Here is a 25,955-nt window from a genome sequence, read left to right on the forward strand (position 1 = left end):
TACCTTACTTAATTTGTCTTAATTTAACCCAAACTGCGAGCAATTATTAATCGCCCGCAGCTCGCCCCCGATTATTCCTTCCTCTTATTGACACCCTCTGAAGGACGGGGTTTTACGGCGCACCTGATAATCCGGCGACGCTTATTAAACAGATCCGGCAGTATCACCTGCGATACGCACTGCCATTCAATTTTATCGATATCCACCCCTTGTTTGGCAAAATAGTCTGACAGCGCTGACTGGCAGTGCTGGAGGACTTCGATGCTACAATCCCCTTCCAGTTTCAGCGACAATCCCGCCTGGGTTAACCGATAATCGCTCGTTAACGGCAGAGTATTGGCAATGATCCGCGAACAAGGATCAGCGAAAATACTGACTGTTCCTCCTGTAAGTGCAGGTAAAATTAACTGATCATCATTACGCCCTTCGATGCGCTCTATCGCCAATGCAGGGTTACCGCACGCACAAGCTTTTTTTCTCACCACCAAAATATCATCAAGCTGATAACGTACAATAGGCTGCGTTTCACGGGTAAAATCAGTAATAATCGGGTTAAAACGCGATTCATCTATCCATTTCGGCTCAATATGCAAAAACTCTTCATTAAGGTGCAGCGTCCCATGCGAGCAAGTACACGCCAGAAAACCTTCCGTTGCCTGATAAATTTCTCCTACGTTCCTGAATACGGCCTGCAACAGTTGGCGATCTTGCGGTTCCAGCACTTCTGCCACCGAGATCACTTTAACCGGCGGTAATGATGTTTCACCTTGCTGGATCTTCAATGCCAATGCCCGCAACACCTGGGCGGGCGCGACAATAATAGTGGGTTGATACGCGACTAATGCTTGTACCTGCTGATTAAAGTCAGCAAACAAGTCAAAAAAACGGAAGGATATCCAACGGTTCTGGACACTCTCGTAGAGATTATTCCCCGCCCGTAAAAACAGCGCAACTCGCTCACCGTGAAATAAGCCGTTTGGTAGCATTTTGGCAAGCAGGGTTCCCGCCCAAATGCTCCGCTCTTTCGGGCTGGCAACGAAAAGACCTCGTTGTCCTGATGTCCCCGCTTTTCGCCAGAACCCTATGCCTGAATCGCGCCAATTCTCTCAATTGGTGTTGCTCAAGCTGCTGTCGGTTGGTGAATTTCCACCGTTTTTTGGCTCGCCAATAGTACCAAAATGTTTTAAATATCATTCCAAATCTCCCTCATGGCAGAGCTGGATAGGGATCTGTTTTTGGTCAATGTGATGCAGCTTATTCAGTGTTTCGTAATAGGCACGGCTGTCATCCATAATAAGATTCGCCAACTTTGCAGGCCCGCGCAGTTCACGGTAATTCGTTGGTGACCAGGCAGCTAACAATATCATCAAATAACTGCCCTAAGATCTTCGCCAATGGCTGTGGTTGTTGATTAGTAATGTTATATATCGCCCCACTTTGTATGCCTTCACGGTGAGTTGCCAATAACATGGCATGAACAACATTCATGACGTAAGTGAGATCCAGAGCATTCCTTCCCCCTGCTGGCAAAGCAACAACGCCTTTGCTGGCTTTAACCTGAGACAACAAACGCGGCAACAATACTCTGTCATGCGGGCCAAATAACCCACGGGGGCGCAGGATAATGTAAGTCGTGTCAGGATAGCGGGGGATCAATTGACGTATGCTCTCTTCCGCCAGAAACTTGGTTCGGGCATAATCATTGGCGAAACGCTGGCTGCGCTGATGTTCGGTAACATGCTGTTGGTGGGAAAAATTAAAATACACAGCTGGAGTAGAAATATGGACAAATCGCTGGATACCACATATGCCAGCCGCCTGTGCCAAAATCTGTGTCGCAGCCACATTGATACGTTCAAACTCATCAGGATCGCCCCAGGGAGAAGATTTGGCGGCGCAATGCCAGACTGCGTCACACTCTGACATCAGCCCGATGGCTTGCTCCTTCGTTAACGTCGCCAGCTCAGCACGGCGAAATTCCGCCCCCAATCGAGACAATTCCCTTCCCGCCTGCGGATCACGTCCGGTTGCCACCACCGCCTCGCCACGGGATAACAGGTAATCAACGGCATTACGACCTAAACCACTCGTGGCTCCGGTTACAAGAATTTTCATGGTATTAAAATCATCTCACTTAACGAAAGCCCAGCCGCTGTACCAAGCAACATCACATAATCACGGCCATAATAGCGATCTGTCATGATGGCTTCATGCAGTGCGCTTGGAATAGATGCCGCAACCTGATTACCACGATAACGATAGATATTCACAAATCTCTCATCTTTGATATTCAAGCGCTTGAGAATATGTTTCAATCCCAAATGGCTTGCCTGATGAGGTATCACAGTATCGATATCGGACATGGCAAGATTGGCACTCCCCAATACACGCGCTGTAAATTCTTCAATCAATGAGGCGGTTAGTTTAAACAGCGGCTTACCCTGCATCTGGAACAGGAAATCGCTATCTTCCATACCTGCACGCAGATTCTTGCGGGTTCCGCCAGCCCGGATCTCACATAATTCAAGGCCTTCTGGGTAGGTTTCATGTTTGTAGGTCACAATCCCACTTTTCCCATCCCCTTTTTCAACGATCACACAAGCCGCCCCATCACCAAAAATCAGTGAGGATTCTTGATGCGACCAGTCAATTCCACGGGAAGCCATCTCCGAAGAAACAATAGCAATCCGCCGATACTGCCGGGTTGCCAGCAATCCACTCGCAATATCCAGTGCAGAGATAAAACTCACGCAGCTTGCATTAATATCAAAACAGGCGGTTCCTGCCTTTAACCGACTCTCGTTTAAAATATGTGCCGCAGAATAAGGTAAGGCTTGAATCGGGATAGCCGAAGCTGAAATCAGTAAATCAATTGAATCTGGCGAGATTTGATGTGTATCTAACGTATTATGCAGTGCATCTGCGGCTAATTTAGCTGGAGATGCTTCATAATTCGAATGATAGCGATACTCTATTCCAGAATGTTTTTCGACAAAACCCTTCGGCTTATTAAGCCTTAAATCTAAATCGGATGAATACACTTTGTTTTCTGGTAAGGCAATACCAGACGCAATGATCTTCAATGGGATCAATTCATTTATATTTTTCATTTTTTATAACTTCCAAGTGTTAATTTTTTGTTTAAGTTATTTGCCAGAATATGAAGTGAATTCTGAGTAGGGTGAGAATAAATGAATATTTATCAGATAGCCGATTAAACAGGAAGTCTATATTTATGACACATCATATTACTAAATTGAAATATTCAATGCAGTTACTTGAAAAACAAAAAAAATTTCTCAGTTTATAATTTCAGTATCATAAAATTTTTTTAATACAAAAAACACATTATGAGATTTAATCATGGCGTTTGTTGTCTATATGTAAAATAAAGGTCAATGTTAATTGACAAATAAACTGACTTGATTTCATTAATAATGAATAGTCATTTATAGTTTTTGTTTCATTGGTTAATTAAAATTAAATAGCGTCAACATAAAATTTTAACAAGCATTAGTCCAATATTTTTATTGCTTTTTAAATTAAAGTAAAATATCAAATAACCAATATATATATTAAAAGTAAAAATAACGAGTTTATTATTCTGGATAAGAAGCATTCATTCAGAATGAATAATACTGCTAATTGAAATAACTAACTAAAGGTGTATATCAATATGTTTTTACTGTCTATACACCATTTTCAACGAGTCTTTATATAGCTACCATAAATTTCTTCCAAACCAAGATCTTGCCTCTCGTCACTTTTGCGAGCATGATCGCAATACCGTTACTCATTCTGCATTCGATATGGGTCATATAAGTGACTGCTCCCCGCCGTAAACGGCAAGGCTTCCCACTTCTCAGGCTACAACCGTTGGTGCAACGGATTTACGCAAGCCTCCGTGGGCAGAAACGACGTGTCCCGCCACCTGTAATGCCAGTATCCCTTTATGTCGGATATTGAGGGCTGCATTGATATCCCTGTCATGCGCCGTACCACATTCCGGGCATGACCATAAACGCTGGCGCAGCGGCATGTCCGGCATCTTGTAGCCACAACAATGGCAGAGTTTACTGCTGGCGAACCCCTGCCTCAGTCTGACCAGATGAACCCCCTTCTGCTCAGCTTTGTAAGCCAGCTTGTTGATAAAACTGTGCCAGCTTGCATCGCCTATAGCACGGGCGAGTGGGTGATTCTTCATCATATTTTTGATTTTCAGTGTCTCGACAATGATTGCTTGGTTTTCGTCAACCAGTGTACGGGAGAGTTTATGCTGAAAATCGGCGCGGGTATTAGCCACATGCTCATGGCACTTCGCTATCTGCAAGCGGGCTTTTGCCCGGTTCGCGCTCCCTTTCTGTTTCCGTGAAAGGGCTTTTTGTTTTCGCCGCAGATTGCGGCTGTTCCGGAGCAGGGGACGCGGGTTCGCGACTTTGTGACCATCTGATTGAATAGCAAAGTGGGATAACCCCATATCCAGTCCCGTGACAGTCGCTATCTTTGTCGGCTTTTCCGGCGCAGTCTCCGGCTTTTCACTCAGGATTGACGCATAATATTTGCCCGTAGCCGAGCGGATGATCGTAATATTTTTTATCGCGCCTGATATTTCCCGATGGATTTTGGCTTTTATCGCAGAAATTTTCGGAATTTTTATACTCTCCGCGGTCACTTTCAGACTGCTGCAATGGTAGCTGGACTGTTTGCCATGTTTACTTTTGAATCGAGGATAACGGGCGCGTTTCTGAAAATTACTGAATAGCACGATGGTTAGTCAGATACAGGATGCGTTTTTATCGGCTGCTGAACGGCTTGAAATTGATATCTTAGAAATGGATGGCGAGGCAGATCACGTTCACGTACTCGTCGCTTACCCGCCAAAACTTGCCGTCAGTGTGCTAGTGAATAATTTGAAATCGATCAGTAGTCGTTATGTTCGTCGATTGAATGCTCAATTACCACGTCAGTCCAAGTCTGGTGCGTTATGGTCGCGCTCTTATTTTGCATGTAGTACGGGGGGGTGTCACGATAGAGACATTGAAAAACTACGTCAGAGCGCAACAAACCCCGGACTAGCTCCCCCGTATATCCCCGCCCGCATTGGGCGAGGATATACGGGGAAATTGTTAAAAAGGGGAGCCAAAGCTCCCCAATAATTCGGTCATTGACCTGCTTTCAATTTTTGGAAGTACTCTTCGTACAGGATACTGGCATTGCCAACATCACTCTGCCATTCGCCTTTTTTTATCACCTCAGCGTCTGGATACAACGTCTTATCTTCTGTCATGGATTTCGGCAGTAATTTTTTCGCTTCCAGATTTGGAGTCGGGTAGCCAATTTTCTTAGCAACCTGTGCCGCAATTTCCGGGCGTAACAAGAAATCAATCAATTTCATCGCGCCATCAACATTCTTGGCATTCGCTGGAATAGCCAAGCTGTCCATCCAGAAAATCCCGCCCTCTTTCGGCCAAATAATTTCAACCGGTGTACCAGCCTGACGCGCAACATAGGCAGAGCCGTTCCACATCATACCGATATCCGCCTCGCCTTCCATAAATGGGTTGGCAGGGTTGTCAGAATTAAATGCCAGTACATTTGGCATCAGTTTTCTCAGTTCCTGATAAGCAGCTTCAATCTCTTTCGGATCAGAGGTATTGCCGGAATATCCCAATTTCAGCAATGCCATCTGGAAAACTTCACGCGCATCGTCAGTCAGTACTAAACTGTTTTTGTACTCTGGTTTCCAAAGATCAGCCCAGGAAGAGAAGGATTTAGGATCAATATTATCGCCATTGACGCCAATTGCCGTTGCACCCCAAATATAAGGGATAGAGTACTCGTTATTCGGGTCAAAAGACTTATGGAGCAGGTTGGGATCAAGGTTATGGAAGTTGCTCAATTTACTGGTATCGATTTTTTGCAACATCCCTTCTTTACTCATCTTTGAGATAAAGTAAGTGGATGGAACCACTAAATCATAAGCGCCGTCTTTATAAGTTTTCAGCTTGGTGTACATGCTCTCATTGGATTCATAGGTGGAATAAATCACCTTAATCCCAGTCTCTTTGGTGAACTGGTTGAGCAAACCAGGCGGAACATATTCAGTCCAGTTGTAGAAATACAGCGTCTTGCCATCATCAGCGGCAGCGGCATTCACCGAACCAATGCTTAATGCCATCATCCCAGCGGCTAACAGACAGAACCACTTTCTCATGTTGTTTTTCATGTCGTGTTTCCCCTCGCAGTTGGTGCGTTAGTATCATATATAGGTTCGGCGTGAACCTATCCCCGAAAAAGGGGCTATTATAAAAGTGACATTTAATGCGGTAAAGTGACTTAATTCTTGCTAATAAAAGCGTGGTCAACCCGCAACCACGCTTAAAAGAAGGTTAAGACTTTTCTGTGCGATCACGCATCACAAATTGGCTAATCAGCACCAAAACCAACGACATAAGTAATAAAATCGTTGCCAATGCGTTCACTTCTGGCGAAATTCCCACTTTTACCATTGAATAGATCTTAAGTGGCAAAATCTCGTAGCTTGGCCCCGTCACAAATGAAGAAACAACCACATCATCCATCGATAGGGTAAAGCTCAGTAGCCAACCCGCCATAACCGCCGGCATCGCCAGCGGCAGGATGATTTTTCGCAGGATAGTCAATTCACCCGCGCCCAAATCACGCGCCGCTTCCAGCATTTTGACATCGAAATCTTTCAGGCGGGAGTACACCGTTATCACCACAAACGGCAAGCAGAAAGTGATATGTGAAAACAGCAGTGACCAGAATCCCAGTGAAACGCCGAGTAGCATAAACAGCACCAGCAGTGAAATCGCCATCACGATATCCGGCGACATCATCACGACAAACAGCATACCGCCAACAAACTTTTTGCCCCGGAAGGAATAACGATACAAGGCAACCGCAGTCAGGGAACCAATCAAGGTAGCAAACGTGGCGGATGTGACCGCCATCGTCAGGGAATGGCCTGCCGCTTGAAGCAAACTGTCATTCGCGAATAGCAGGCTATACCATTCAGTGGTAAAACCCTGCCAATGAATGCCAAAGCGTGATTGGTTAAACGAGCTTACCAACAGGATAATAATCGGGATATACAGGTAAGCATAAACGATGGTCATGAAGCCACCGCGCAACAGGCGTCCGATCATTCCAGTTCCACCTTCTTGTTCAGCAGCTTAGCCGCACGATAATAAACCAATAACATCAATCCCATTACCAACGTCAAACAGATGCTGGTCGCCGCCCCAAATGGCCAGTCACGGATATTGAGAAATTGGCTCTTAATCACGTTCCCGATCAGCAGGTTCTTCGCCCCACCCATCAAGTCAGCCACATAGAACAGCCCCATCGCCGGTAGCAATACCAGCAAACAACCCGCGATAATGCCCGGCATGGTCAATGGCACAATGATGCGGATAAAAGTCTGCAATTTCCCCGCCCCCAAATCGCGTGCCGCTTCCAGACAGGATTTATCCAGCTTCTCAATGCTGGAATAAAGCGGCATCACCATAAACGGCAGCAGGATGTAAACCAACCCCAACACAACCGCTTCGGGGGTATACATGATGCGAAAAGGCTTATCGATAATTCCCACCCACATCAGAAAATCATTCAAGTACCCGCGGGTACTGAGGAACATCTTCAAGCCATAAATACGGATTAACGAGTTCGTCCAGAACGGCACGATCAACAGGAATAGCATCAGGGAACGCAGTTTCTTTGGCATACGAGCCAGGAAAAAAGCGAACGGATAGCCAATCACCAGACAGCATAGCGTCGCTATAATCGCCATATTCAGCGAATGCAGCAGCACCTCGGCATACAGCGGATCAAACAATCGGCTATAGTTATCCAGCGAGAATATCATCTGCACTAAATTGGCGTCATCACGGGTCAGGAAGCTGGTTCCGATGATCATCAGGTTCGGCAAAAAGACGAACAGCATCAGCCAGGATACGATGCCCGTAATGACGATATTCTGGAATAGTTTACGCGTCTTCTTCATCGACCAGCACAACCTCCCAGCTTTCTACCCAAGTGACCGCAATCTTCTGGTTCAGAGAATGGTCAACATCAGGATCGTCTTCGTTGAAGAATTCGCTCACCATGACCATCTTGCCATTTTCCATTTCGACCACGGAGTCCAGCGTCATGCCCTTGTAGTTACGCTCACGGACGTAACCAATCAGTCCCGATACCTGCTCACCGTTATTGATCTCTTCCACGCGCAGGTCTTCCGGGCGTAGCAAGACTTTCAACGTTTGCCCAACGGTCACTGGCAGCGAGGTGAAAATATCACACTCATGGCCTTCGACATTGGCGCGTATCCGTTGATCATCAATACGATGCAGCACTTTAGCATCAAAGATATTGATTTCGCCGATAAAACGGGCAACAAACAGGTTTTTCGGCTCTTCGTAAATCTCACGCGGAGAGCCATCCTGTTCAATACGCCCGTTACGCATAACCACGATACGGTCTGACATAACCAGAGCCTCTTCCTGATCGTGGGTCACAAAGATAAAAGTAATGCCAAGCTTACGCTGGAGCGCCTTTAGCTCATTTTGCATCTGCTTGCGCAACTTGTAATCGAGCGCGGACAGCGATTCATCCAACAGCAAAACTTTCGGTTTATTGACAACCGCACGGGCAATCGCCACACGTTGCTGTTGGCCGCCGGAAAGCTGGGCAGGTTTACGCAGGGCAAACTCTTCAAGCTGAACCATGCGTAATGCTTCCTCAACACGCGGAGCAATCTCTTTTTCCGGTGTTTTCTGCATCCGAAGTCCAAAAGCGACATTTTCAAATACGGTCATGTGGGGGAACAGGGCATAACTTTGGAAAACCGTATTAACGCAACGGTGCTCGGCAGGAATATCCGTAATATCCTGCCCTTCCAGCAAAATTTTGCCGCGGTCTGCATCTTCTAGCCCGGCAATCAGGCGAAGTACTGTAGTTTTGCCACAACCGGATGGCCCAAGAATGGTCAGAAACTCGCCATCATTGATTGTCAGATCGAGCTGTGAAATAACTTGTTTACCGTCGAAGCCCTTACTCAAGGCTTTCAATTCAACGAGTGGTGTCAGAGAGGTGTTCTCAGTCATTTATGCTATCATCTATCCCTTGGAATAATGCAGATAGAACCGCCACGGGAAAAGACTGTGTTAGCTAGCAGGAGACATCATTTCTCCGCTAAAGCTCAAAGCCAGTGGCGCCGGTTGAAATTACGAAGCGCGCATCATAAACGCAGTACGCCCAAATTGAAAGCCGAAACAATGACAATATGTCATTTTTTATTACTATTTTATGAATAGTAACAACGCACCCTATTTTGCGCTGAATTTTACCGGATAGAAATAGTTTCATATCGGATGCATTCAAACATTTTTAATCTATCTGATTTTTAATGGAATTTAACTCGACTGAAAGGTTGTTTCTGACCGCCTACGAGTGCCTATCACCACTGAGTGTTTTTCACTAAAAAATTAGTAATGTCATACAACTACATAAGAAAAGCAGCTATTTGATATATCTCCACAAGCTACTTATCACATTGAGAAGCAATACTCATGACCTGATGATTCTACAGCTATAGCAGAATCATATTAATATGACATAATATCTAGATTCACATAACAAAGGATAAAGTGCGATGGGCTACAGTCTGGATTTTCGAAAGCGAGTATTGGCATACAAAGAAAAGTATTCGTTGACATTCGAACAAACGAGTCACCATTTTGATCTTTCTATGCGGACCTTATTTCGGTGGCATCACAAAATAGAGCCCTGTGTGACACGGAATAAGCCGCCCACGAAAATCAGTGATGAAGCGCTTCTCACCGATATCCAAAATTATCCCGATGACTATCAATGGGAAAGAGCAAAACGCCTGGGGGGCACGCAGTCTGCTATCCACTACGCCTTGAAACGGCTGAAAATAACGGTCAAAAAAAACGCTAAGGCACCCCAACGCTGACGCTCAGGCTCGTCAGGCTTTTATCGAACGCATCGGCCACTATGAGCAAGCGGGGAAACCGATTGTTTATCTGGATGAAAGCGGTTTTGCCCAGTCTATGCCCCGTACACACGGCTATTCGGCGAAAGGGCGGCGCTGCTTCGGGACACACGATTGGCAGGCCAAAGGCCGCATAAATGTCATTGGCGCGCTCCTCAAAAAAACCTTCGTGACCTTAAGCTTATTTTCGGGAAGCATTAATGCGGATGTCTTTCATGCCTGGATGACACAAGATTTGCTGCCCAAGCTCCCCAGCGGGGCCGTGATTGTCATGGATAATGCCTCATTCCATAAACGGCATGACACGATAAAAGCGGTAGCAGACCACGGTTGCCTGTTGGAATGGTTACCCCCTTACAGCCCGGATTTGAATCCCATCGAACCGAAATGGGCTGAAATCAAAGCGATAAGAAGACGCGAGAAAGGTGTTCAATTGACGAGCTGTTTATGACGTATGTGAGATATGTCTAATTATTTTGATTCAGCTATATAAGAACATCATTTAACCGCAACAAACTCATTGATGAACGCTATTACTGGATTATCCCTATATGCATGGGTTGGCTCAATAACCACAGGATATTCATATATAGAAAGTTAAAATTACTGCCAACAGAAGACAGAATCGAGTCAATTTATTTCAATGCGAGTCCGTTCACTCCTGTTTCCAATTTTAGCTCCATATATATGGGGAACAGTACCTCTGGATTCTGTAAAGCTTGTGCCTTTACGGTTTATCCCCATACACATGGGGAACAGTCCGCTTTAGCACCCCATTTATCGGTTGCTACCGGTTTATCCCCATACACATGGGGAACAGTCCGCTTTAGCACCCCATTTATCGGTTGCTACCGGTTTATCCCCATACACATGGGGAACAGATACGCACCGGAATATCGGGTGCGGCGACGGACGGTTTATCCCCATACACATGGGGAACAGCTGTCCCACCACGATTTAACGTCCTGAATCCACGGTTTATCCCCATACACATGGGGAACAGCAGCACCGGCACCGGATCGCCGAAGGTGAAAGCGGTTTATCCCCATACACATGGGGAACAGACACGCTCATCAGTGCGTAAGCCTTTCCACGTCGGTTTATCCCCATACACATGGGGAACAGCATGGCAGCCGTAGATCTTCATGGTGAATTTGCGGTTTATCCCCATACACATGGGGAACAGTATCATGAGGTTATTATATAGGTTTGCTATATCGGTTTATCCCCATACACATGGGGAACAGTTGCCGTCTGCATTGCTCAATGAGTCGGCGACCGGTTTATCCCCATACACATGGGGAACAGACCAGAAAGCAGAAGTACTTCAAGATAGTGGCCGGTTTATCCCCATACACATGGGGAACAGACCAGAAAGCAGAAGTACTTCAAGATAGTGGCCGGTTTATCCCCATACACATGGGGAACAGACGCGGTGGCATAGTAAGATGCCCTGCCCCGGCGGTTTCTGCCAGTACACATGGGGAACAGTTGGTGAGACCCACGGACAAGCCACAGAAGGGCGGTTTATCCCCATACACATGGGGAACAGTCCATACGCCCGGTGGATTTGTCTTTCGCGAGCGGTTTATCCCCATACACATGGGGAACAGCCGGCAACACGGTTAATTCGGAAGATTTCGGACGGTTTATCCCCATACACATGGGGAACAGGTTTGTTAGTGCACGTAACATGCAGCGTACCGCCGGTTTATCCCCATACACATGGGGAACAGGGAATATCATTGTATTCAAAATGTAAGTATTCCCCGGTTTATCCCCATACACATGGGGAACAGTTCACTGCCGAATAACGCCCGCCAACGACATACGGTTTATCCCCATACACATGGGGAACAGAAAATCTAGGTTAATTTCCGCCGAGGTATAGACGGTTTATCCCCATACACATGGGGAACAGTAAGCCGAAGAAGCCGACGCAAAAGACATATTCGGTTTATCCCCATACACATGGGGAACAGTTTCTTATCCAGATCATCCAGAGCTTTAATCGCGGTTTATCCCCATACACATGGGGAACAGGAGTCTGAGGTGATGAATGTTTGGGAAGATTGCGGTTTATCCCCATACACATGGGGAACAGTTAAAAAGATACAAACACCCGGCGGAATAGTGACGGTTTATCCCCATACACATGGGGAACAGACCAACTCTATTATTATGTTTTTAAAGAACTTTTTTAACAGAAAAAATTCCACCACGTTTTTTACCTAAAAACTTCATTTTATCAAATATAAAAACACTGATTTTTCATAATGTTAAAAAAACAACACTAAAACCCATGCCAATCTACCAAAATTTCCAATACGAAATATTTTTATCTCCAACGCTCAGCAGCTATGTTACTAAAAGAATTTCCCAATCCCAAAAGGCTAGTCATCAACAATAAAATTCTAACCAAGCGCCAAAGAGAGTAAACCACATCCCATGGCTTTAGCCGGCCCAATTCCTTGACGCAAAAGAGAGGCAAAAACATCACCTTCCTGTACAATGAGTTGTCCTTCAAAACTTATTGGCTGAATTTTCCCCTTAATATCATCTTTGCAAAAATAGATTGGGGACTCCGGTGTCACCCATACCGTCGATAACAGCGCAGCTCCTGCCAATTTGCGTGATAACCACTGCAACTGCTCCTCCTCATGGATAAGCGGCACTCGGCAACATTTGACCCTTCCATTACGATCACGGCGCTGTTCCCCGTCTTTGATAGTCTTAATCGGATTAGCCCGTAGCTTAAAGCGTAACTTGGCACCATTGGGAATACTCCACTGAATAGGTTTATTCACGATAACCTGAGCCGCTTGTACCGACGAAGGTGCCTGTGCTGATTGTAATAAAGCTTCCGCACCACGACCAAAGTGCTGTGCCTCAATCCGAAAGAGAAAATCACGTGTATCATTAGGACGATTGGGGAAAAGCTGCCACAAAGCCCGATGCAATTGATAGGGATCTTTCGCCCATCGCCAGTCGATCCAAACTTTGCTTAAGAACATGATGAGTCTCCCTGAACCACAAACCAATCATGCGCTGAAAATTGACGAGGCAAGGCAACGATAGGCTCATCCCGTACGCGTAAAGGATATCCTTTTGAATCGATAGCCTCTTCACTATAAATAGTTCCTCCATCACCAAATTGATTTAACGCTAATCGAGAATTGTCTGCCTCACACTGCCCCAAATAGAGTGGATGACTCAATGGACAACTACGTCTCCCCAAATAAGGAGTAAACCAAGGCTTTTGGACAGCAGTAACTAAACTTGCTAATTTGTAATGACTATCAGGTAAACACCAAACAGCGACAGTAAAGTGCGCATCACAGAGATATTCACGCCAGGTTTGAATGATGTCATGGCTTTTCAGACTAACGTAATCCACTCTGGCATCTTTGATGGTGTGATAATCCGTAATTTTGCTAACCTTCACAGACTTATTCTTCACAGAATCATCATCCAATTTATGTTCATCACAGCGCACTGCGAAACGAACACTGTCAGATAAAGCCTGAAGCGCAGTTTTATCATTTCGGCGTATCCCCAGACATGCTCCAAGCAACCCTAGTAAACCACTACGAGTGGGGAAATTAGCAGTAGGACGCATACCTTCAAATGTGGGTTGCCCCCAAAACTGCATAGGTCCAGAAAGGCGTAATATGAGATAAGAAACCATATTTAACCCTCACCGTTATTACGGATCCAAGTTTTCAGCTCTTCTAACCCTGATTTGGATACAACACCGTTTGCAAGTTCCGTATCCAGCAAAGAGAATTGTGCGGCTGGTCCAGTTAGTCCATAGACTTTAGCAACACGGTTCCAGTAATCGGTAAACGCTTTAATCGAAGGTTTGAGATAACCCTCTTGCTCTGCTCTGACAGGTGATTCAAAAGCATTAGCCATAGATATTGGCACATCGGAAAAGTTGACTATCACCAGATCCGCTGGGTTAAACGCTGCAAATGTACGCTGTTTAGCATTCGGGGTTTCCGTCGCCAGCATATGCGCCAGATGTGCAGCAATATCTAACGCCTTGCTGCGTTCAATACCGCCGAGATTTTCCTGTAATTGTGCAAAATTCAGGCTGGCATAACGGTAGAACACACCAGCAGAGAACTCCTGCGTCCCCAAATGAGCAGATCCTAAATCTTTTAAGTCATCAACGGCAGCAAACCAGTCAATATCCGATGCCACAGTATGGGTAGTGATGGCGTGTGCAATAGACATCGCCCCATCCACTTTACCCAATTCCTTCATCATACCGCTAGTCGCCATACGGCCACTTAACGCCAGATCAACGCCATTTTGTAAATTAGCGCGCATAGCCGCAATGTTTGATTTCAGTTGTTTTGTCAGTTTCTTGTCATCGACCCCTTCAGCATCTGCCTGAGCAACCTGTTCACAGAACCAGGCGACTTCGCCTACAACCCAAGGAGATATGGCACCCCCAAGAATTTTCTCCGAATCATCAATTGGTTCTTCAGTCAGTAGTGTCAGTGAACGATCAATCAATGCTGTTTCAAAGCGTGTTCCTAAACGTTCATGTAAAACATTCCTTAGTTCAGCCAGTTGGATAGTTCGAATACTCGACTCACCCAGATGCCGCATATAGTAGTCACTCTTACGCATCGTACGTTTAAGGCTTTGGCTGGAAATACGAACTCGACGCCTGCCACCAAAGATGGCATCTTTTTGCATATTCATATCATCACGGTTCAGGCAGGCCGGACTATGGGAGATTAATACGTGGAAGTTAATAAAATTGTTCATTATGTTACATCCTTATGCTTTTTTCTTTTGAGGGAGGGCAAGTATGAAATCTTCTAATATCTGACGGCGTGCATGTTGATTCCACCGTATTAATTGCTTGGCCAGCGTTGGTCAGTAAAGCTTAGGTTCAGCATGGATGAGTAAACGACGCAACTGCACCATATCGTTAGGCCAATCCGCACGCAACATTTGGTACAGCCGGCGTTCACTGATACGCTCACTATCTGCCAGCGCCTTACCCAGACTAATACCTTTGGGATTTTTTTCATCCGGTTCAGTATGTTCAATAACCTCTTTCCCTGCGCTCAGACAAAACACCATACGGAGCAACGGCAATTGATTCTTGGGAGCATGCCAGCCAAGATCTCTCACCAGATAGTAAAAAGCGGGAATATCTTTCAATTCTCCAGGTTCCGTCACACGCCTAAGTTGGGCACAAGCACCATTATCCAGTTCATTCCAAGCTTTATAGAGCACAAGTGGATCAAAATCAGCATCAAACGACATATTTTTATTCTCCTTGAGGCTAACTCAAAGCAGCGAGTTGTTTGTATAGGCTACGGCGGGCAACAGCTAATGCCTTGACCAGCTTGGGGTGATGGCAATAAGGGGCGGTTATTTGTTTAAAAAGATTAATACACAAATTATTTAGACTTTTCTTCAATTGCTCTAAACGCTCATCTGCCTGTGTAAAATCGATAGATACTAGCAAATTAGGGATCAGCAAATCACTCTGCCGGTAATATTCTCTCTCTCCCTTTTCATGCACGGCTATTCCAGATCCTTTGATATCATGCTCTTTGATACCTTCAGCAAAGATGTAAAGCGCTTTACGCAAAGCTGTCTTGTGCTCAAGACCTATTTTGACAATTTCATTGATGACTTCAGGATGGTTTTGCCAGCCTTGATTAACAACCATCACATCATGCCGGCGCTCCAAAATGGACGCCTGATTATTACGATAACCACCGACAATCAATTGCAATTGCGCATCGGGAAATAAGACGCTGCTTTGATCCACCACAGTGGCAGGAAGATGTCCTCCCGCATTTTTTTTCCTTTTTTCATCTTCCTCCTCCTCCAGCTGAACCTTGACCAGCAAACGGCTAAGATGGGTCCACGATGGAGCAGAGGTTGTAAAAGCCAGGAATTTCTCTTCCGCTGCCCCTTGTTTTACCTGTAATACACTGGGAGAGTGAGGATGCGGCCACACGCCCTCTACCGTGAAAAAAAACTTTTCTTTCAGGAAGCCGGTATAGCGTTGTGCAACGTGTTGTCCGCAACCACTGCATTGACCAGCCCCTATTGGCGGACATAATTCAATATGATTGGGTTGCCAGAACAGCCCTCTGAGTAAACCAATACGAGCAGCAGGAATGGTTTCCCCTGCCTGAATCGGCTCCTGCCATACTGGCAATGGGTTAGTTTGCACATCCTCGCTAAACCATTTTTGCAGAGAAGGTTTAATCAATACATTCAACCAGACAGTTGTACGTAGATCCGCCCTGCGGTTATCTACTGCCTGTATCAGCGTGGTAACAGGAGCACCTCCACGTAAACCACTTTTAAACCCGCCACCAAAACTGGGGGCATTATTTGCCTTGTTAAACAAGGCAACAGCGGTACAGCCACCGCATAATGCATTCCCTTGTCCCGGTTCATTAATAAAGGTACAGTTGGTGGCGCCTGTCAATCCGGCCAACAGCGTATCCATACCGGTTGCCTCCTTGGCTGACACACCTTTAAACTGCATAAATGGCTTTTCAGGATGATCAAGCTGAAAAGTATCACCCCAAGCAGAAACTCCCTGAACGAAATCATCTGGTGTTAGCGGCTGCTTAAGACGCAGGCGCAAAGTCTGCTCATCTTGCGGTGTCCAAATTACCTGAGTAAGGCAAATCAGCAACTGGAGCGCAGCCAGCTCCATATCGTCTCTGGGTAAACATAACATCCATTGTTCGTCCGAACACAATAATGTTTGCAGAGAAATTGTGGTGGGTGTTCCCCCTGCCATCGGACGGACAGGGATCCAATTATGAACCAGTAAATCCATCAACTTTCCTCCCTTAACCAAAAATTTTCGCTATTTCAACAACAACGCCAATGCCACCACCGAAAGGGATGCAATCACAATTCCCATCGGAGTAACGGAATTAATGGCGTTGATTAATAACCTAATATTTTTGACAAATTCTCTCATTCCTATATCCCTCACAAAAGTTAAAGTATTAAAGATACAGGTAAATAATATGAATCGCAAAAAAATACAAGTTATTATGTATATATATGTATGCGTTTATTTTTTGAACGCTCAAATTTATTGTTTGTTACAATCCGTAAGGTATACTGCCTTAGCGTTCCCTACAGTTGCCAGGGATAAACCGTTATTTTGTATATAAATAACATTTCAAGTTCCCAAACCCTTTTGGGATTTATCAGAGGGGATGGTTTACTACCAATACCATCCCCTGTTCATGGCTGTAACACAATCTGCCATCCTGACTACGCCAATCCCAATCGGTAATATTGTTGTTCCCTTCCAGCCAAACTCGGTTCCATTTATCCTGAACTAAACCCAATTTTTGTTTCCAGCCCACAGGAATATTCACCTGATTACGGGTTAATGCCTCCTGCTGATGAAATTCCCCCAGTTGTTCATAAATACTGCCATCTAACAACTGTCGACCAGCTTCGGTTGAAATAAAAGGCACCAAAGGAATACTCATAGCACCATCACGGGTGACCGCTCTTTCATTACCTTCAACGTCCCCCAACCCAACGACTTCAGCCCAATCCATTATTCGCTGTGCTTTCATACGCTGAGTAAAATTATTTTCTTCAAAGAGTTTCATACCTTCTGTCACCCATTGCGGCTCAGGTTCAGAAATCTCTTCCCGATAGATAGGTTCAATCCATTTACGGTAGGCATCAGGAAAGGTAAGTGGTTTACCTTGCAGAGCTTCGATCCACTTTTGGGTACGCCACATCACACGGGTATGACTATAAATTTTGCCATGTAGCCCATAACTGCCAGAAGCAGGGAAGAGCACCGTCGCTATGGGATCCTCAAAACCATAAGGACGCACTAGCCAGCAATGACGATGCAATCTGCCCAGACGCTGGAATAAAAGATCCACCGGACAGTGTTGAGTAATCAACCAATCAAAATCGACATCCAACGATTGTTCTATGACCTGAGTAGCCACCAGAATACGTCCATCACAACGGTCTCCTCCTTTACCAAAGTAACTCAGTACAGCGTTCTCTTTTTCTTGCCGGTCCACCAGACTAAAACGCGCATGAAACAACATAACGTCAACACTGCCTGCTGCCAGCTTTTTAAGTCGCCGCCAGGTCTGTTGAGCTACATCAACCAAATTACAGATCAGACAGACCTGAGCCCCCTTACGGGCAGCATCAACCATACGTTCCAGTAAAGCATCATCTGGTACAGCATCTTCAGTGTAATAAGGTTCAAGCTGGAGAGAGAATGAAGCAGGGTATTGTTCGGGTTGATTTTGCAAGTTAAAAAACTGCATTCCTTCATTACCAACCCAGCTAATCAGAGGATAAGGAACATCTTCTGCTGCCACTGTTTGTTTATTGCTATCATCATTTGGCTGGGGAGCATAACTGCTTAGTAGTTGCTGTTTCTGCCATTGCGGTAACGTAGCCGACAGTAATATTGCCGAGCTTCCGGCGCTCAACTGATTGTGCAAAACCGCATCCAGCAAGCCATACATGTATTGATCATAAGCATGTATCTCATCAACAATTAGCACACTACGGCCAACACCAAAGCCACGGATAAAACGATGACGGATCGGCAATACAGAAACTAGCACCTGATCGATAGTACAAACCCCTATTTGCCCTAAAAAAACCCGTTTTCGTCCCTGCGATAACCATTCACAGCACTGGCTCCAGGCATCTTCTTCTTGAAGATTAATCCCTCGCTGTTTGATCGCTTGAAAAGTCGTATTAAGATGCGCATTACCATGAGCAAGAATCAAGTTCGGAGCCGTGAAGAGTTTTTCCGCCAACTTGTCCATACGATCCAACATCGCGTTAGCCGTAGCCTGGGTCGGTAATGCAAAGATAATGCTATCGGCCAGATTATGCTCCAGCAATCGCCAGGCATAAGCGAGGGCAGCTTCTGTCTTACCGGAGCCTGTGGATGCTTCGATCAATGTTAGCCCAGGAGCAACAGGAAGATTATCAACCAGAGTCTGTACTTGCCGAGGCTGATAACCAGAATCAAGCAATGCCTGTACTGAAGCCTCCTGTTTTACCTGACCTATTAAGCCACTATGTGTCACTACACGCATGGCATCTTCTTGGTAACGTTGCTCGAAGTAAGCCCGTAACTCTGCCACGTCAGAAACAGCCGCCGCACGGTAGTTAAAAGTATCTTCGGTTGACCAAGAGCCTAGCCAGTCCGCTATAGAACAAAATCCAGCCATCAAAACGGAACAGTCAGGTGGCGTATCTTGTAATGAAAGTCCAACGGGCGCTAAAAACAATTCCGCTGCAATATCCAACCAAGCGAGCCGAGCTTGTTTATCACGATCTGCATGGTGACGTAATGAAAATAATAATGAGTAGACATCATCACGTTGGGTCACACTCTTTTTCTGTTTGATAGTACCATGATGACCAAACACGGCTTCTACCCAGGGGAGCCAATCTTGGTAAAGCTGTGTTTCTGTTGCAGGCTCAGAAAACCCATCGTCATCTTCAGATGATTCTGGCTGATGATCCTTAATAAACCAGTAAAGCCCAGAAGCACCATGATCGTAACTTTTACAATCATTGATTGAAGGCAGGCGGGATTGCTTATCTTCTGGGTTTAAAAACAGCCAAACTTGTGATGACTTACATTGAAAGCGGATTTCAAATTTACCCAGATCATGCAGTGCAACAAAAAAGAGCACCCACGCTCTTATTTCTCGCTCACTTCTGTCTTGATGGATACAAAACAGGCGCCTTAACCCTGGGCTATGATCCCACCAGTACGCAGCTACACTGACCACATCCAGACTGTGGAAAGGTAACAGATGATATTCAACACCTTCTGTATCTTTTAGCTTCCGTGCTTTTCCCCAATATCGAAGTATTATCGTAATATTCATATTTATTTAAATGTTATTAAACCACCATTTAAAGATTAAATGATTATCTTTAATGCGCTAATAAAATTAAAAAATAATTGAATATTATTATGTTAAAAGTTGTCCATTGTCATAAAAATCCAAGAAATCGTGATATTAATCACAAAGCAGATAATGATGTGGTTCATTTCGATGACTAACATATTAAGTCATAGAAAGTTATCTATTGTGAAATAGATATTCCCTCATCCAGCATTAACCAACCCCACCGCTTCCCTCACCAATCTACCAACCTCCTTCCAGTCCTTATCCCGAATCAACTGTGGGCTGACCATCCATGATCCACCACATGCCACAATTTGTGGGATAGCAAGATAATCGCGAATGTTCTTCACGTTGATCCCACCGGTTGGCATGACTTGCAACTGTGGGTACGGTGCAAGTAGTGCTTTAATCATCGCAATGCCACCTGAAGGCTCAGCCGGGAAGAATTTGACAAAATCGATGCCTAATTCCAGCGCTTGTTCAATAGTACTGGGGTTATTCACGCCAGGAATGATAGGAATACCAATTTGCTGGCATGCTTGTACAGTGTTTGGATTAAGCCCTGGTGAGACGACAAACTCTGCCCCCGCGGCTTTTGCCTGACGAACATGTTCACGATGAAGCACGGTTCCTGCACCGATCAACATATCTGGCCGCTCAGCCTTCAATAGACTGATCGCTTCGGCAGCACTCTCGGTACGGAACGTAATTTCAGCCACAGGCAGGCCGTTGTCTGCTAATGCATGACCAAGGGGAATGATATCTCTGGCCTCTTCAATAGCTATTACAGGCACAATTTTAATCTGACGCAAACGCGCCATCATCTCTTGCATTACCATTCTCTCCGATTTTGTTCGAATTAAAAAAAACGGGCAGTAATCCCTTGTGTCACTGTCTGCGGAATAATCGCACCTTTATGCTGGATCACAACCCCGGCGAGCTGATGCCCCATTAATGCTGAATCATAAATGGATTTCCCATTTAACAGCCCCGCGATAAAACCCGCATTAAACGCATCACCTGCTGAAGTGGTATCAACGATAGACTTAACAGGTTGAGTTTCAATATGTTGTGTGGCATCGCAGCCGCTTAAGTCACGATAAAAACAGCCCCGCTTACCCGCTTTGATGATGGCTTGTTTGACCCCCATGCTTTGCAGGCGATTAAAACTTGCCTCCGTTGACGTATCTCCCCAGAGATCCGCTTCATCATCGTCAGTGACTAACGCGATATCCGTGATGGCATACATTTGCTGATAACACTCACGGGCTTGTTTTTCGTTTTCCCATAAAGCGGGACGATAATTACTGTCAAAGAAAATCAATTTCCCTTCAGCAGCCAACTGGTTCAAATCAATGAGCAGCAATTGGCGATCATGCTCAGGCAAAATCGCCAGGCTGATCCCACTGAGATAAATCACATCCATATTCTGCAATTGCTGGCGCAAGAAAGGATAATCAGGATGGCGCAAGAGATAACGCGCCGCCGAGTTATTGCGCCAGTAAAGAAACGTACGCTCACCTTTTTCATCAAGTTGGATTAGGTATAAACCAGGCTGATGGGTGTTATCACTTAACACGAGCGAAGTATTAATGCCCTCTTGCTGCCAGCGTGAGATCATGCCTTCGCTCAAAGGATCCGTACCCATCGCTGTGACAAAATGGACATCAAGTATATCGCCGCCAGCGCGAGCCAGATAAACTGCACTATTTAGCACATCACCGCCATAACTTTGTGTCATAGCACCAAATGGAATGCCATTTAGCTCAACCATGCATTCGCCAATCAGGGCAATTTTCCGCATCTGCATTCTTTAATCCTTTATAGCCTGAAAATAACGTTCAGCATTATTAAAGCAGATGTCCTGGACTATCTGCCCCAGCATCTTCTCATCATGGGGGATTTCACCATTTTCGACCCAATTTCCCAGCATATTGCAGAGAATTCGCCGAAAATATTCATGACGGGTATAAGATAAAAAGCTACGTGAATCTGTCAGCATACCGACAAACTGACTCAATAAACCTAATTGGGAAAGTTGCTCCAATTGACGCTGCATACCGTCTTTTTGATCGTTGAACCACCAGCCCGATCCAAACTGGATTTTCCCCCGAATACTTTTATCACCCTGATCCCCGCCCTGAAAATTGCCAGTCATAGTTGCGATCACTTCGTTATCACGGGGATTTAAACAATAGAGAATGGTCTTCGGTAATTCATCGGTTTTATCCATTTCATCCAACAAGCGAGATAATGGGTAAGCGATAGGATTATCCCCAATGGAATCAAAGCCGCTGTCTGGCCCTAACCGCTTAAACATACGCGTGTTGGTATTGCGTAAGGCGCCAATATGCAGTTGCATGACCCAGCCACGTTTTGCGTACTGTTTACCTAACCAAACCAGTAGCGCTGTCGTAAATTGTGCTATTTCTAATTCACTGAGTAATTGCCCTTGTCTGCGCTTTTGCAAAATGATGTCTAACACTTTTTCGTCAGGTATCGGCGCATAACGCAACTGTTCAATACCATGATCCGATGCCACACAACCGTGCTCTTGAAAGTGTTCAAGTCGGCGCTCTAATGCCTGCAATAAATCAGCAAAACACCCGATCGCGACATCTGCGACTTCTCCTAATCGTTCGAGATAGTCACAAAAACCCGATAGCTCAATTTTGCAGACTTTGTCTGGGCGCCAGCTTGGTAATACTTCGATGGTAAAATCTTTATCTTTGGCAATCTGTTGATGATATTCGAGAGAATCGATGGGATCATCCGTTGTTCCTGCCATGCGTACCTGCATTTGCTGCATAATGCCACGGGCAGAAAATTCATCTTGTGAGAGTTTCTCGTTCGCTTCATGCCAAATAGCCTTTGCAGTATCAGGCGCAAATAGTTTTCCGCTAATGCCAAAGGGACGCCGCAATTCCAGATGAGTCCAGTGATAAAGTGGATTGCCAATCGTCAGAGGAACCGTTTCCGCCCATGCGAGGTATTTTTCATAATCACTGCTTTCAGCACCGGTAATTCGTGCCTCTTCAACCCCTGCCGCACGCATCGCGCGCCATTTATAATGATCGCCCTCCAGCCAGATTTGACCAAGATTGTGGAAACGCCGGTTTTGCGCAATTTCTTTGGGATTGAGATGACAGTGATAGTCATAAATAGGCATCAATGCCGCGTAATCATGATAAAGACGGCGGGCAACGTTATTATTTAACAGGAAATCTTCACACATAAAGGTTTTCATGGGATTTTCCTCTATGGTCAAAGAGCCGCAACCGCTTGGCGGGCGCCAACATTGAGTAAGTTTTGGTAGGCTTTGGTGACGTTATCGACAAATTCACGGTTTTTTGCGAGTTTCTTGCCGAAGATCGATTCAATTGCCAGTAATTCTTTCACCACCTCGACCGACTGACCATATTTGGCAAAAATCGCCACAAAGGTTTCTTTTAATGGATCACGCACATCAATGGGTTGGCCTTGTTCATCCACGCCGCTGATATAACGCATCCAACCCGCTACACCAAGCGCTAAATGGCGATAATCACTTCCCCGCAAAAGATGCCATTCAATGGAATCAATCATGCGCTGCGGCAATTTCTGGCTGCCATCCATCGCAATTTGCCAGGTCTGGTGTTTTAACGCTGGGTTAGTGAATCGTTCGAGCAATTTATCCGCATAGGCCATCAGGTCGATCTCTTCTGGCATTGATAGCGTTGGAGCTTGTTCATTTAGCATCAGTGCATACACCGCCCGACGATAATCGGCATTTGTCATGGTATCGGAGATATGCGCATATCCCCCTAAATACCCCAGATAGGCCAGAAATGAATGAGCGCCATTTAACATTCGCAATTTCATCATTTCAAATGGCACCACATCGTCCACAAATTGCGCACCGGCCAGATCCCAATTTGGGCGCCCATTGACAAAGTTATCTTCAATCACCCATTGACGGAAAGGTTCACAGGCAATGGCACAAGGATCGGCAACGCCCAGCTGTTGGGCAATTTCAGTTAACGTTTCTGGCGTCGCTGCCGGCACAATGCGATCCACCATCGTGCAGGGAAATGTCACCTGACTTTCTATCCATTGTGCCAATTTTCTGTCCTGCAAACGCGCCAGACCTAATACGGCATCACGGGCAACATGTCCATTTTCCCGCACGTTATCACACGACAAAATCGTCACAGCGGGTAGGTGTCGTTCAAAACGCAATCTTAGCGCCGCCGTGATATAGCCGATAGCTGATCTTGGCACCGCGGGATTAGCAATATCTTTAATAATCAACTCATTATTTGGATCTAACCGCCCTGTCACGGCATCGGTACAATAACCTTTTTCCGTGATTGTCAAAGAGATGATGGCAACATCAGGATCAGCCATTTTTTCGATAATCGCCTGAACGCCATCAATTAATGGGTGCATACCTTCTTTCATCGAACCAATAATTTTTAATCTGATTTCTTCCTGCCCTTTTTCTGCAACGGTATAGCGCATAGATTGTTTTTTCAGATTTTCAATCAGTGAAGCATCATTTAGCATCAAATTAACTTCACAAAATCCCCAATCACTGTCTGTCTGTTCTAATACATAATGTGTATAAAGCGCCTGATGCGCCCGATGAAATGCACCGCAGCCTAAATGCACCATACGGGAAGTCAGACGTTCAGTTGTCCAACCAGGGTATGGGACAGAAGTTATCGCATTGACAAGATTTTTTTCCATAATGGACTCACCAATAAGCGGTAGTGGGTGATATTCATCCACCACCATGTAGGGTTAGCTCAGAAATTATTTTTGGTAAAATGCGCGATGAATACCCAACTCAAGGCCACGAATTTCAGCCAGCCCTTTCAGGCGGCCGATTGCCGAATAGCCAGGGTTCGTTTTCTTTTTCAAATCATCAAGTATTTGATGACCATGATCAGGCCGCATGGGAATCAGGTGATTTTCACCCGCCGCCAACCGACGGTGTTCTTCTTCCGCAACCGCTTTGATCACTTCATACATATCCACATCACCCGCAAGATGTGCCGCTTCATGGAACGTGGATGGGTTTTCTTCACGCACGGTTGAGCGCAAGTGGAGAAAATAGATACGGGAACCAAATAATTTGATCATCTTTACCAAATCATTATCCGCCCGCACGCCATAAGATCCGGTGCACATCGTATAGCCATTGGCATTGCTGTCTACCGTTTCAGCTATCCAACGCATATCTTCTAGTGTAGAAACAATGCGTGGTAGGCCTAAGATCTCACGCGGTGGATCATCAGGATGAACCGCCATGTTGATACCGTGCTCTTCCGCTACCGGAATGATCTTTTGCAGGAAATAAGCAAAGTGCTCACGTAATTTTTCCTTATCAATTCCTGTATAACGTTTCAGGTGTTGGCGAAATTGTTCCAAGCTATAACCTTCCTCAGCGCCAGGAAGGCCAGCAATAATCGTATCTGTCAGTTGTTGTTTTTCTTCTTCTGTCATTGCAGCGAAGCGTGATTGTGCTTGCACAATTTCATCTGCGGAATAATCTTTTTCTGCACCACAACGTTGCAAGATGTGGATATCAAAAACAGCAAATTCGATTTGATCAAAGCGTAGCGCTTTTGATCCATCAGGCAATTCATACGCGAGATCTGTCCGTGTCCAATCCAGAACCGGCATAAAGTTGTAGCATACTGTTTTAATCCCGCAGACAGCGAGGTTACGCAAGGTTTGTTGATAGTTTTCGATCCACCGATCGTATTCCCCAGTATGCGTTTTGATATCTTCATGAATGGGAACACTTTCTACCACTGTCCACTCAAGTTGATTAGCTTCAATCAGTGCCTTACGTTGCGCTATCTCTTCGACAGGCCAGATTTCGCCGTTGGGAATGTGGTGCAACGCCGTCACAATCCCAGTTGCTCCCGCCTGACGGATATCCGCTAATGAAACAGGATCTTCCGGCCCATACCAACGCCAGGTTTGTTTCATAA

18 protein-coding genes, 5 pseudogenes and 1 CRISPR repeat array are annotated in these 25,955 nt (G+C 45.4%); of the genes and pseudogenes, 3 read left to right on the top strand and 20 right to left on the bottom strand.

The annotated features are described in order from the left end of the window. Window positions 1–71 precede the first annotated feature (71 nt). The 5 genes and pseudogenes from AAC853_RS02685 to AAC853_RS02705 form a co-directional block, all read right to left on the bottom strand. Window positions 72–1,194, bottom strand: a pseudogene (locus AAC853_RS02685) (F390 synthetase-related protein). Then, window positions 1,191–1,367 (bottom strand): hypothetical protein, encoded by a 177-nt coding sequence (locus tag AAC853_RS02690; protein ID WP_422824171.1) that lies wholly within the window; start codon window positions 1,365–1,367, stop codon window positions 1,191–1,193. The pseudogene AAC853_RS02685 and the gene AAC853_RS02690 overlap by 4 nt, the downstream one beginning before the upstream one ends. A 1-nt stretch (window position 1,368) precedes the next feature. Further along, window positions 1,369–2,115 (bottom strand): annotated as a pseudogene (locus tag AAC853_RS02695) (NAD-dependent epimerase/dehydratase family protein); the annotation flags it as partial. Continuing rightward, window positions 2,112–3,110: a 3-oxoacyl-[acyl-carrier-protein] synthase III C-terminal domain-containing protein gene (locus tag AAC853_RS02700; protein ID WP_340613628.1), complete on the bottom strand. Its 999-nt coding sequence runs from the start codon at window positions 3,108–3,110 to the stop codon at window positions 2,112–2,114. The pseudogene AAC853_RS02695 and the gene AAC853_RS02700, both read right to left, overlap by 4 nt. Before the next feature lie 752 nt (window positions 3,111–3,862). Continuing rightward, a pseudogene (locus tag AAC853_RS02705) lies at window positions 3,863–4,765 on the bottom strand (RNA-guided endonuclease TnpB family protein); the annotation flags it as partial. Between AAC853_RS02705 and tnpA the strand changes: the two are divergent. Next, a pseudogene (tnpA, locus tag AAC853_RS02710) lies at window positions 4,749–5,076 on the top strand (IS200/IS605 family transposase); the annotation flags it as partial. The pseudogenes AAC853_RS02705 and tnpA overlap by 17 nt on opposite strands. 85 nt (window positions 5,077–5,161) lie before the next feature. Here tnpA and potD read toward each other — a convergent pair. From potD to potA, 4 genes are all read right to left on the bottom strand, one after another. Then, window positions 5,162–6,214 carry a spermidine/putrescine ABC transporter substrate-binding protein PotD gene (gene potD, locus AAC853_RS02715; protein WP_340614149.1) on the bottom strand — a complete coding sequence of 351 codons (1,053 nt, stop codon included), beginning with the start codon at window positions 6,212–6,214 and terminating at the stop codon, window positions 5,162–5,164. A gap of 175 nt (window positions 6,215–6,389) precedes the next feature. After that, complete coding sequence (potC, locus tag AAC853_RS02720) at window positions 6,390–7,169, bottom strand: spermidine/putrescine ABC transporter permease PotC (protein ID WP_273570926.1); 780 nt, start codon at window positions 7,167–7,169, stop codon at window positions 6,390–6,392. Next, entirely contained in the window at window positions 7,166–8,026 is an 861-nt protein-coding gene (gene potB, locus AAC853_RS02725) for a spermidine/putrescine ABC transporter permease PotB (RefSeq protein WP_189760033.1), read from the bottom strand. Before potB ends, potC begins: the two co-directional genes overlap by 4 nt. Further along, window positions 8,010–9,125, bottom strand: a complete 1,116-nt coding sequence (potA, locus tag AAC853_RS02730) for a spermidine/putrescine ABC transporter ATP-binding protein PotA (protein ID WP_340613629.1) — start codon at window positions 9,123–9,125, stop codon at window positions 8,010–8,012. Before potA ends, potB begins: the two co-directional genes overlap by 17 nt. A 548-nt stretch (window positions 9,126–9,673) precedes the next feature. Between potA and AAC853_RS02735 the strand changes: the two genes are divergently transcribed. Continuing rightward, window positions 9,674–9,997 (top strand): IS630 transposase-related protein, encoded by a 324-nt coding sequence (locus AAC853_RS02735; RefSeq protein WP_340613630.1) that lies wholly within the window; start codon window positions 9,674–9,676, stop codon window positions 9,995–9,997. A gap of 31 nt (window positions 9,998–10,028) precedes the next feature. Continuing rightward, on the top strand, window positions 10,029–10,487 hold the full coding sequence (locus AAC853_RS02740) for an IS630 family transposase (protein ID WP_340614150.1): 459 nt from the start codon (window positions 10,029–10,031) through the stop codon (window positions 10,485–10,487). 279 nt (window positions 10,488–10,766) lie between these two features. Continuing rightward, window positions 10,767–12,202: direct repeats of the CRISPR family, unit length 29 nt; unit sequence CGGTTTATCCCCATACACATGGGGAACAG. 248 nt (window positions 12,203–12,450) lie between these two features. Here the strand turns inward: AAC853_RS02740 and cas6e are convergent. The 11 genes and pseudogenes from cas6e to uxuA form a co-directional block, all read right to left on the bottom strand. Next, a complete protein-coding gene (gene cas6e / locus AAC853_RS02745) occupies window positions 12,451–13,050 on the bottom strand; it encodes a type I-E CRISPR-associated protein Cas6/Cse3/CasE (RefSeq protein WP_340613631.1) in 600 nt (199 codons plus the stop codon). After that, complete coding sequence (cas5e, locus tag AAC853_RS02750; protein ID WP_340613632.1) at window positions 13,041–13,724, bottom strand: type I-E CRISPR-associated protein Cas5/CasD; 684 nt, start codon at window positions 13,722–13,724, stop codon at window positions 13,041–13,043. The genes cas6e and cas5e overlap by 10 nt, the downstream gene beginning before the upstream one ends. A 2-nt stretch (window positions 13,725–13,726) precedes the next feature. Continuing rightward, window positions 13,727–14,818, bottom strand: a complete 1,092-nt coding sequence (gene cas7e, locus AAC853_RS02755; protein WP_340613633.1) for a type I-E CRISPR-associated protein Cas7/Cse4/CasC — start codon at window positions 14,816–14,818, stop codon at window positions 13,727–13,729. Between the two features lie 12 nt (window positions 14,819–14,830). Next, window positions 14,831–15,325: pseudogene (gene casB, locus AAC853_RS02760) on the bottom strand (type I-E CRISPR-associated protein Cse2/CasB). 19 nt (window positions 15,326–15,344) lie between these two features. After that, complete coding sequence (gene casA / locus AAC853_RS02765; RefSeq protein WP_340613634.1) at window positions 15,345–16,871, bottom strand: type I-E CRISPR-associated protein Cse1/CasA; 1,527 nt, start codon at window positions 16,869–16,871, stop codon at window positions 15,345–15,347. Window positions 16,872–17,253: 382 nt separating this feature from the next. Then, window positions 17,254–19,950 (bottom strand): CRISPR-associated helicase/endonuclease Cas3, encoded by a 2,697-nt coding sequence (gene cas3, locus AAC853_RS02770; protein WP_340613635.1) that lies wholly within the window; start codon window positions 19,948–19,950, stop codon window positions 17,254–17,256. 224 nt (window positions 19,951–20,174) lie between these two features. Continuing rightward, complete coding sequence (locus tag AAC853_RS02775) at window positions 20,175–20,807, bottom strand: bifunctional 4-hydroxy-2-oxoglutarate aldolase/2-dehydro-3-deoxy-phosphogluconate aldolase (RefSeq protein ID WP_340613636.1); 633 nt, start codon at window positions 20,805–20,807, stop codon at window positions 20,175–20,177. Window positions 20,808–20,833: 26 nt separating this feature from the next. Next, entirely contained in the window at window positions 20,834–21,784 is a 951-nt protein-coding gene (locus AAC853_RS02780; protein WP_340613637.1) for a sugar kinase, read from the bottom strand. 3 nt (window positions 21,785–21,787) lie between these two features. Continuing rightward, window positions 21,788–23,221: a glucuronate isomerase gene (gene uxaC / locus AAC853_RS02785; protein WP_340613638.1), complete on the bottom strand. Its 1,434-nt coding sequence runs from the start codon at window positions 23,219–23,221 to the stop codon at window positions 21,788–21,790. A 17-nt stretch (window positions 23,222–23,238) separates the two neighbouring features. Beyond that, on the bottom strand, window positions 23,239–24,702 hold the full coding sequence (locus tag AAC853_RS02790) for a fructuronate reductase (protein WP_340613639.1): 1,464 nt from the start codon (window positions 24,700–24,702) through the stop codon (window positions 23,239–23,241). 66 nt (window positions 24,703–24,768) lie between these two features. Continuing rightward, the gene (uxuA, locus tag AAC853_RS02795; protein ID WP_340613640.1) at window positions 24,769–25,953 is read right to left on the bottom strand and encodes a mannonate dehydratase; all 1,185 of its coding nucleotides are present in this window, start codon (window positions 25,951–25,953) and stop codon (window positions 24,769–24,771) included. Window positions 25,954–25,955 lie beyond the last annotated feature (2 nt).

This window comes from Xenorhabdus thailandensis (genome assembly GCF_037996785.1).
Taxonomy (GTDB): domain Bacteria; phylum Pseudomonadota; class Gammaproteobacteria; order Enterobacterales; family Enterobacteriaceae; genus Xenorhabdus; species Xenorhabdus griffiniae.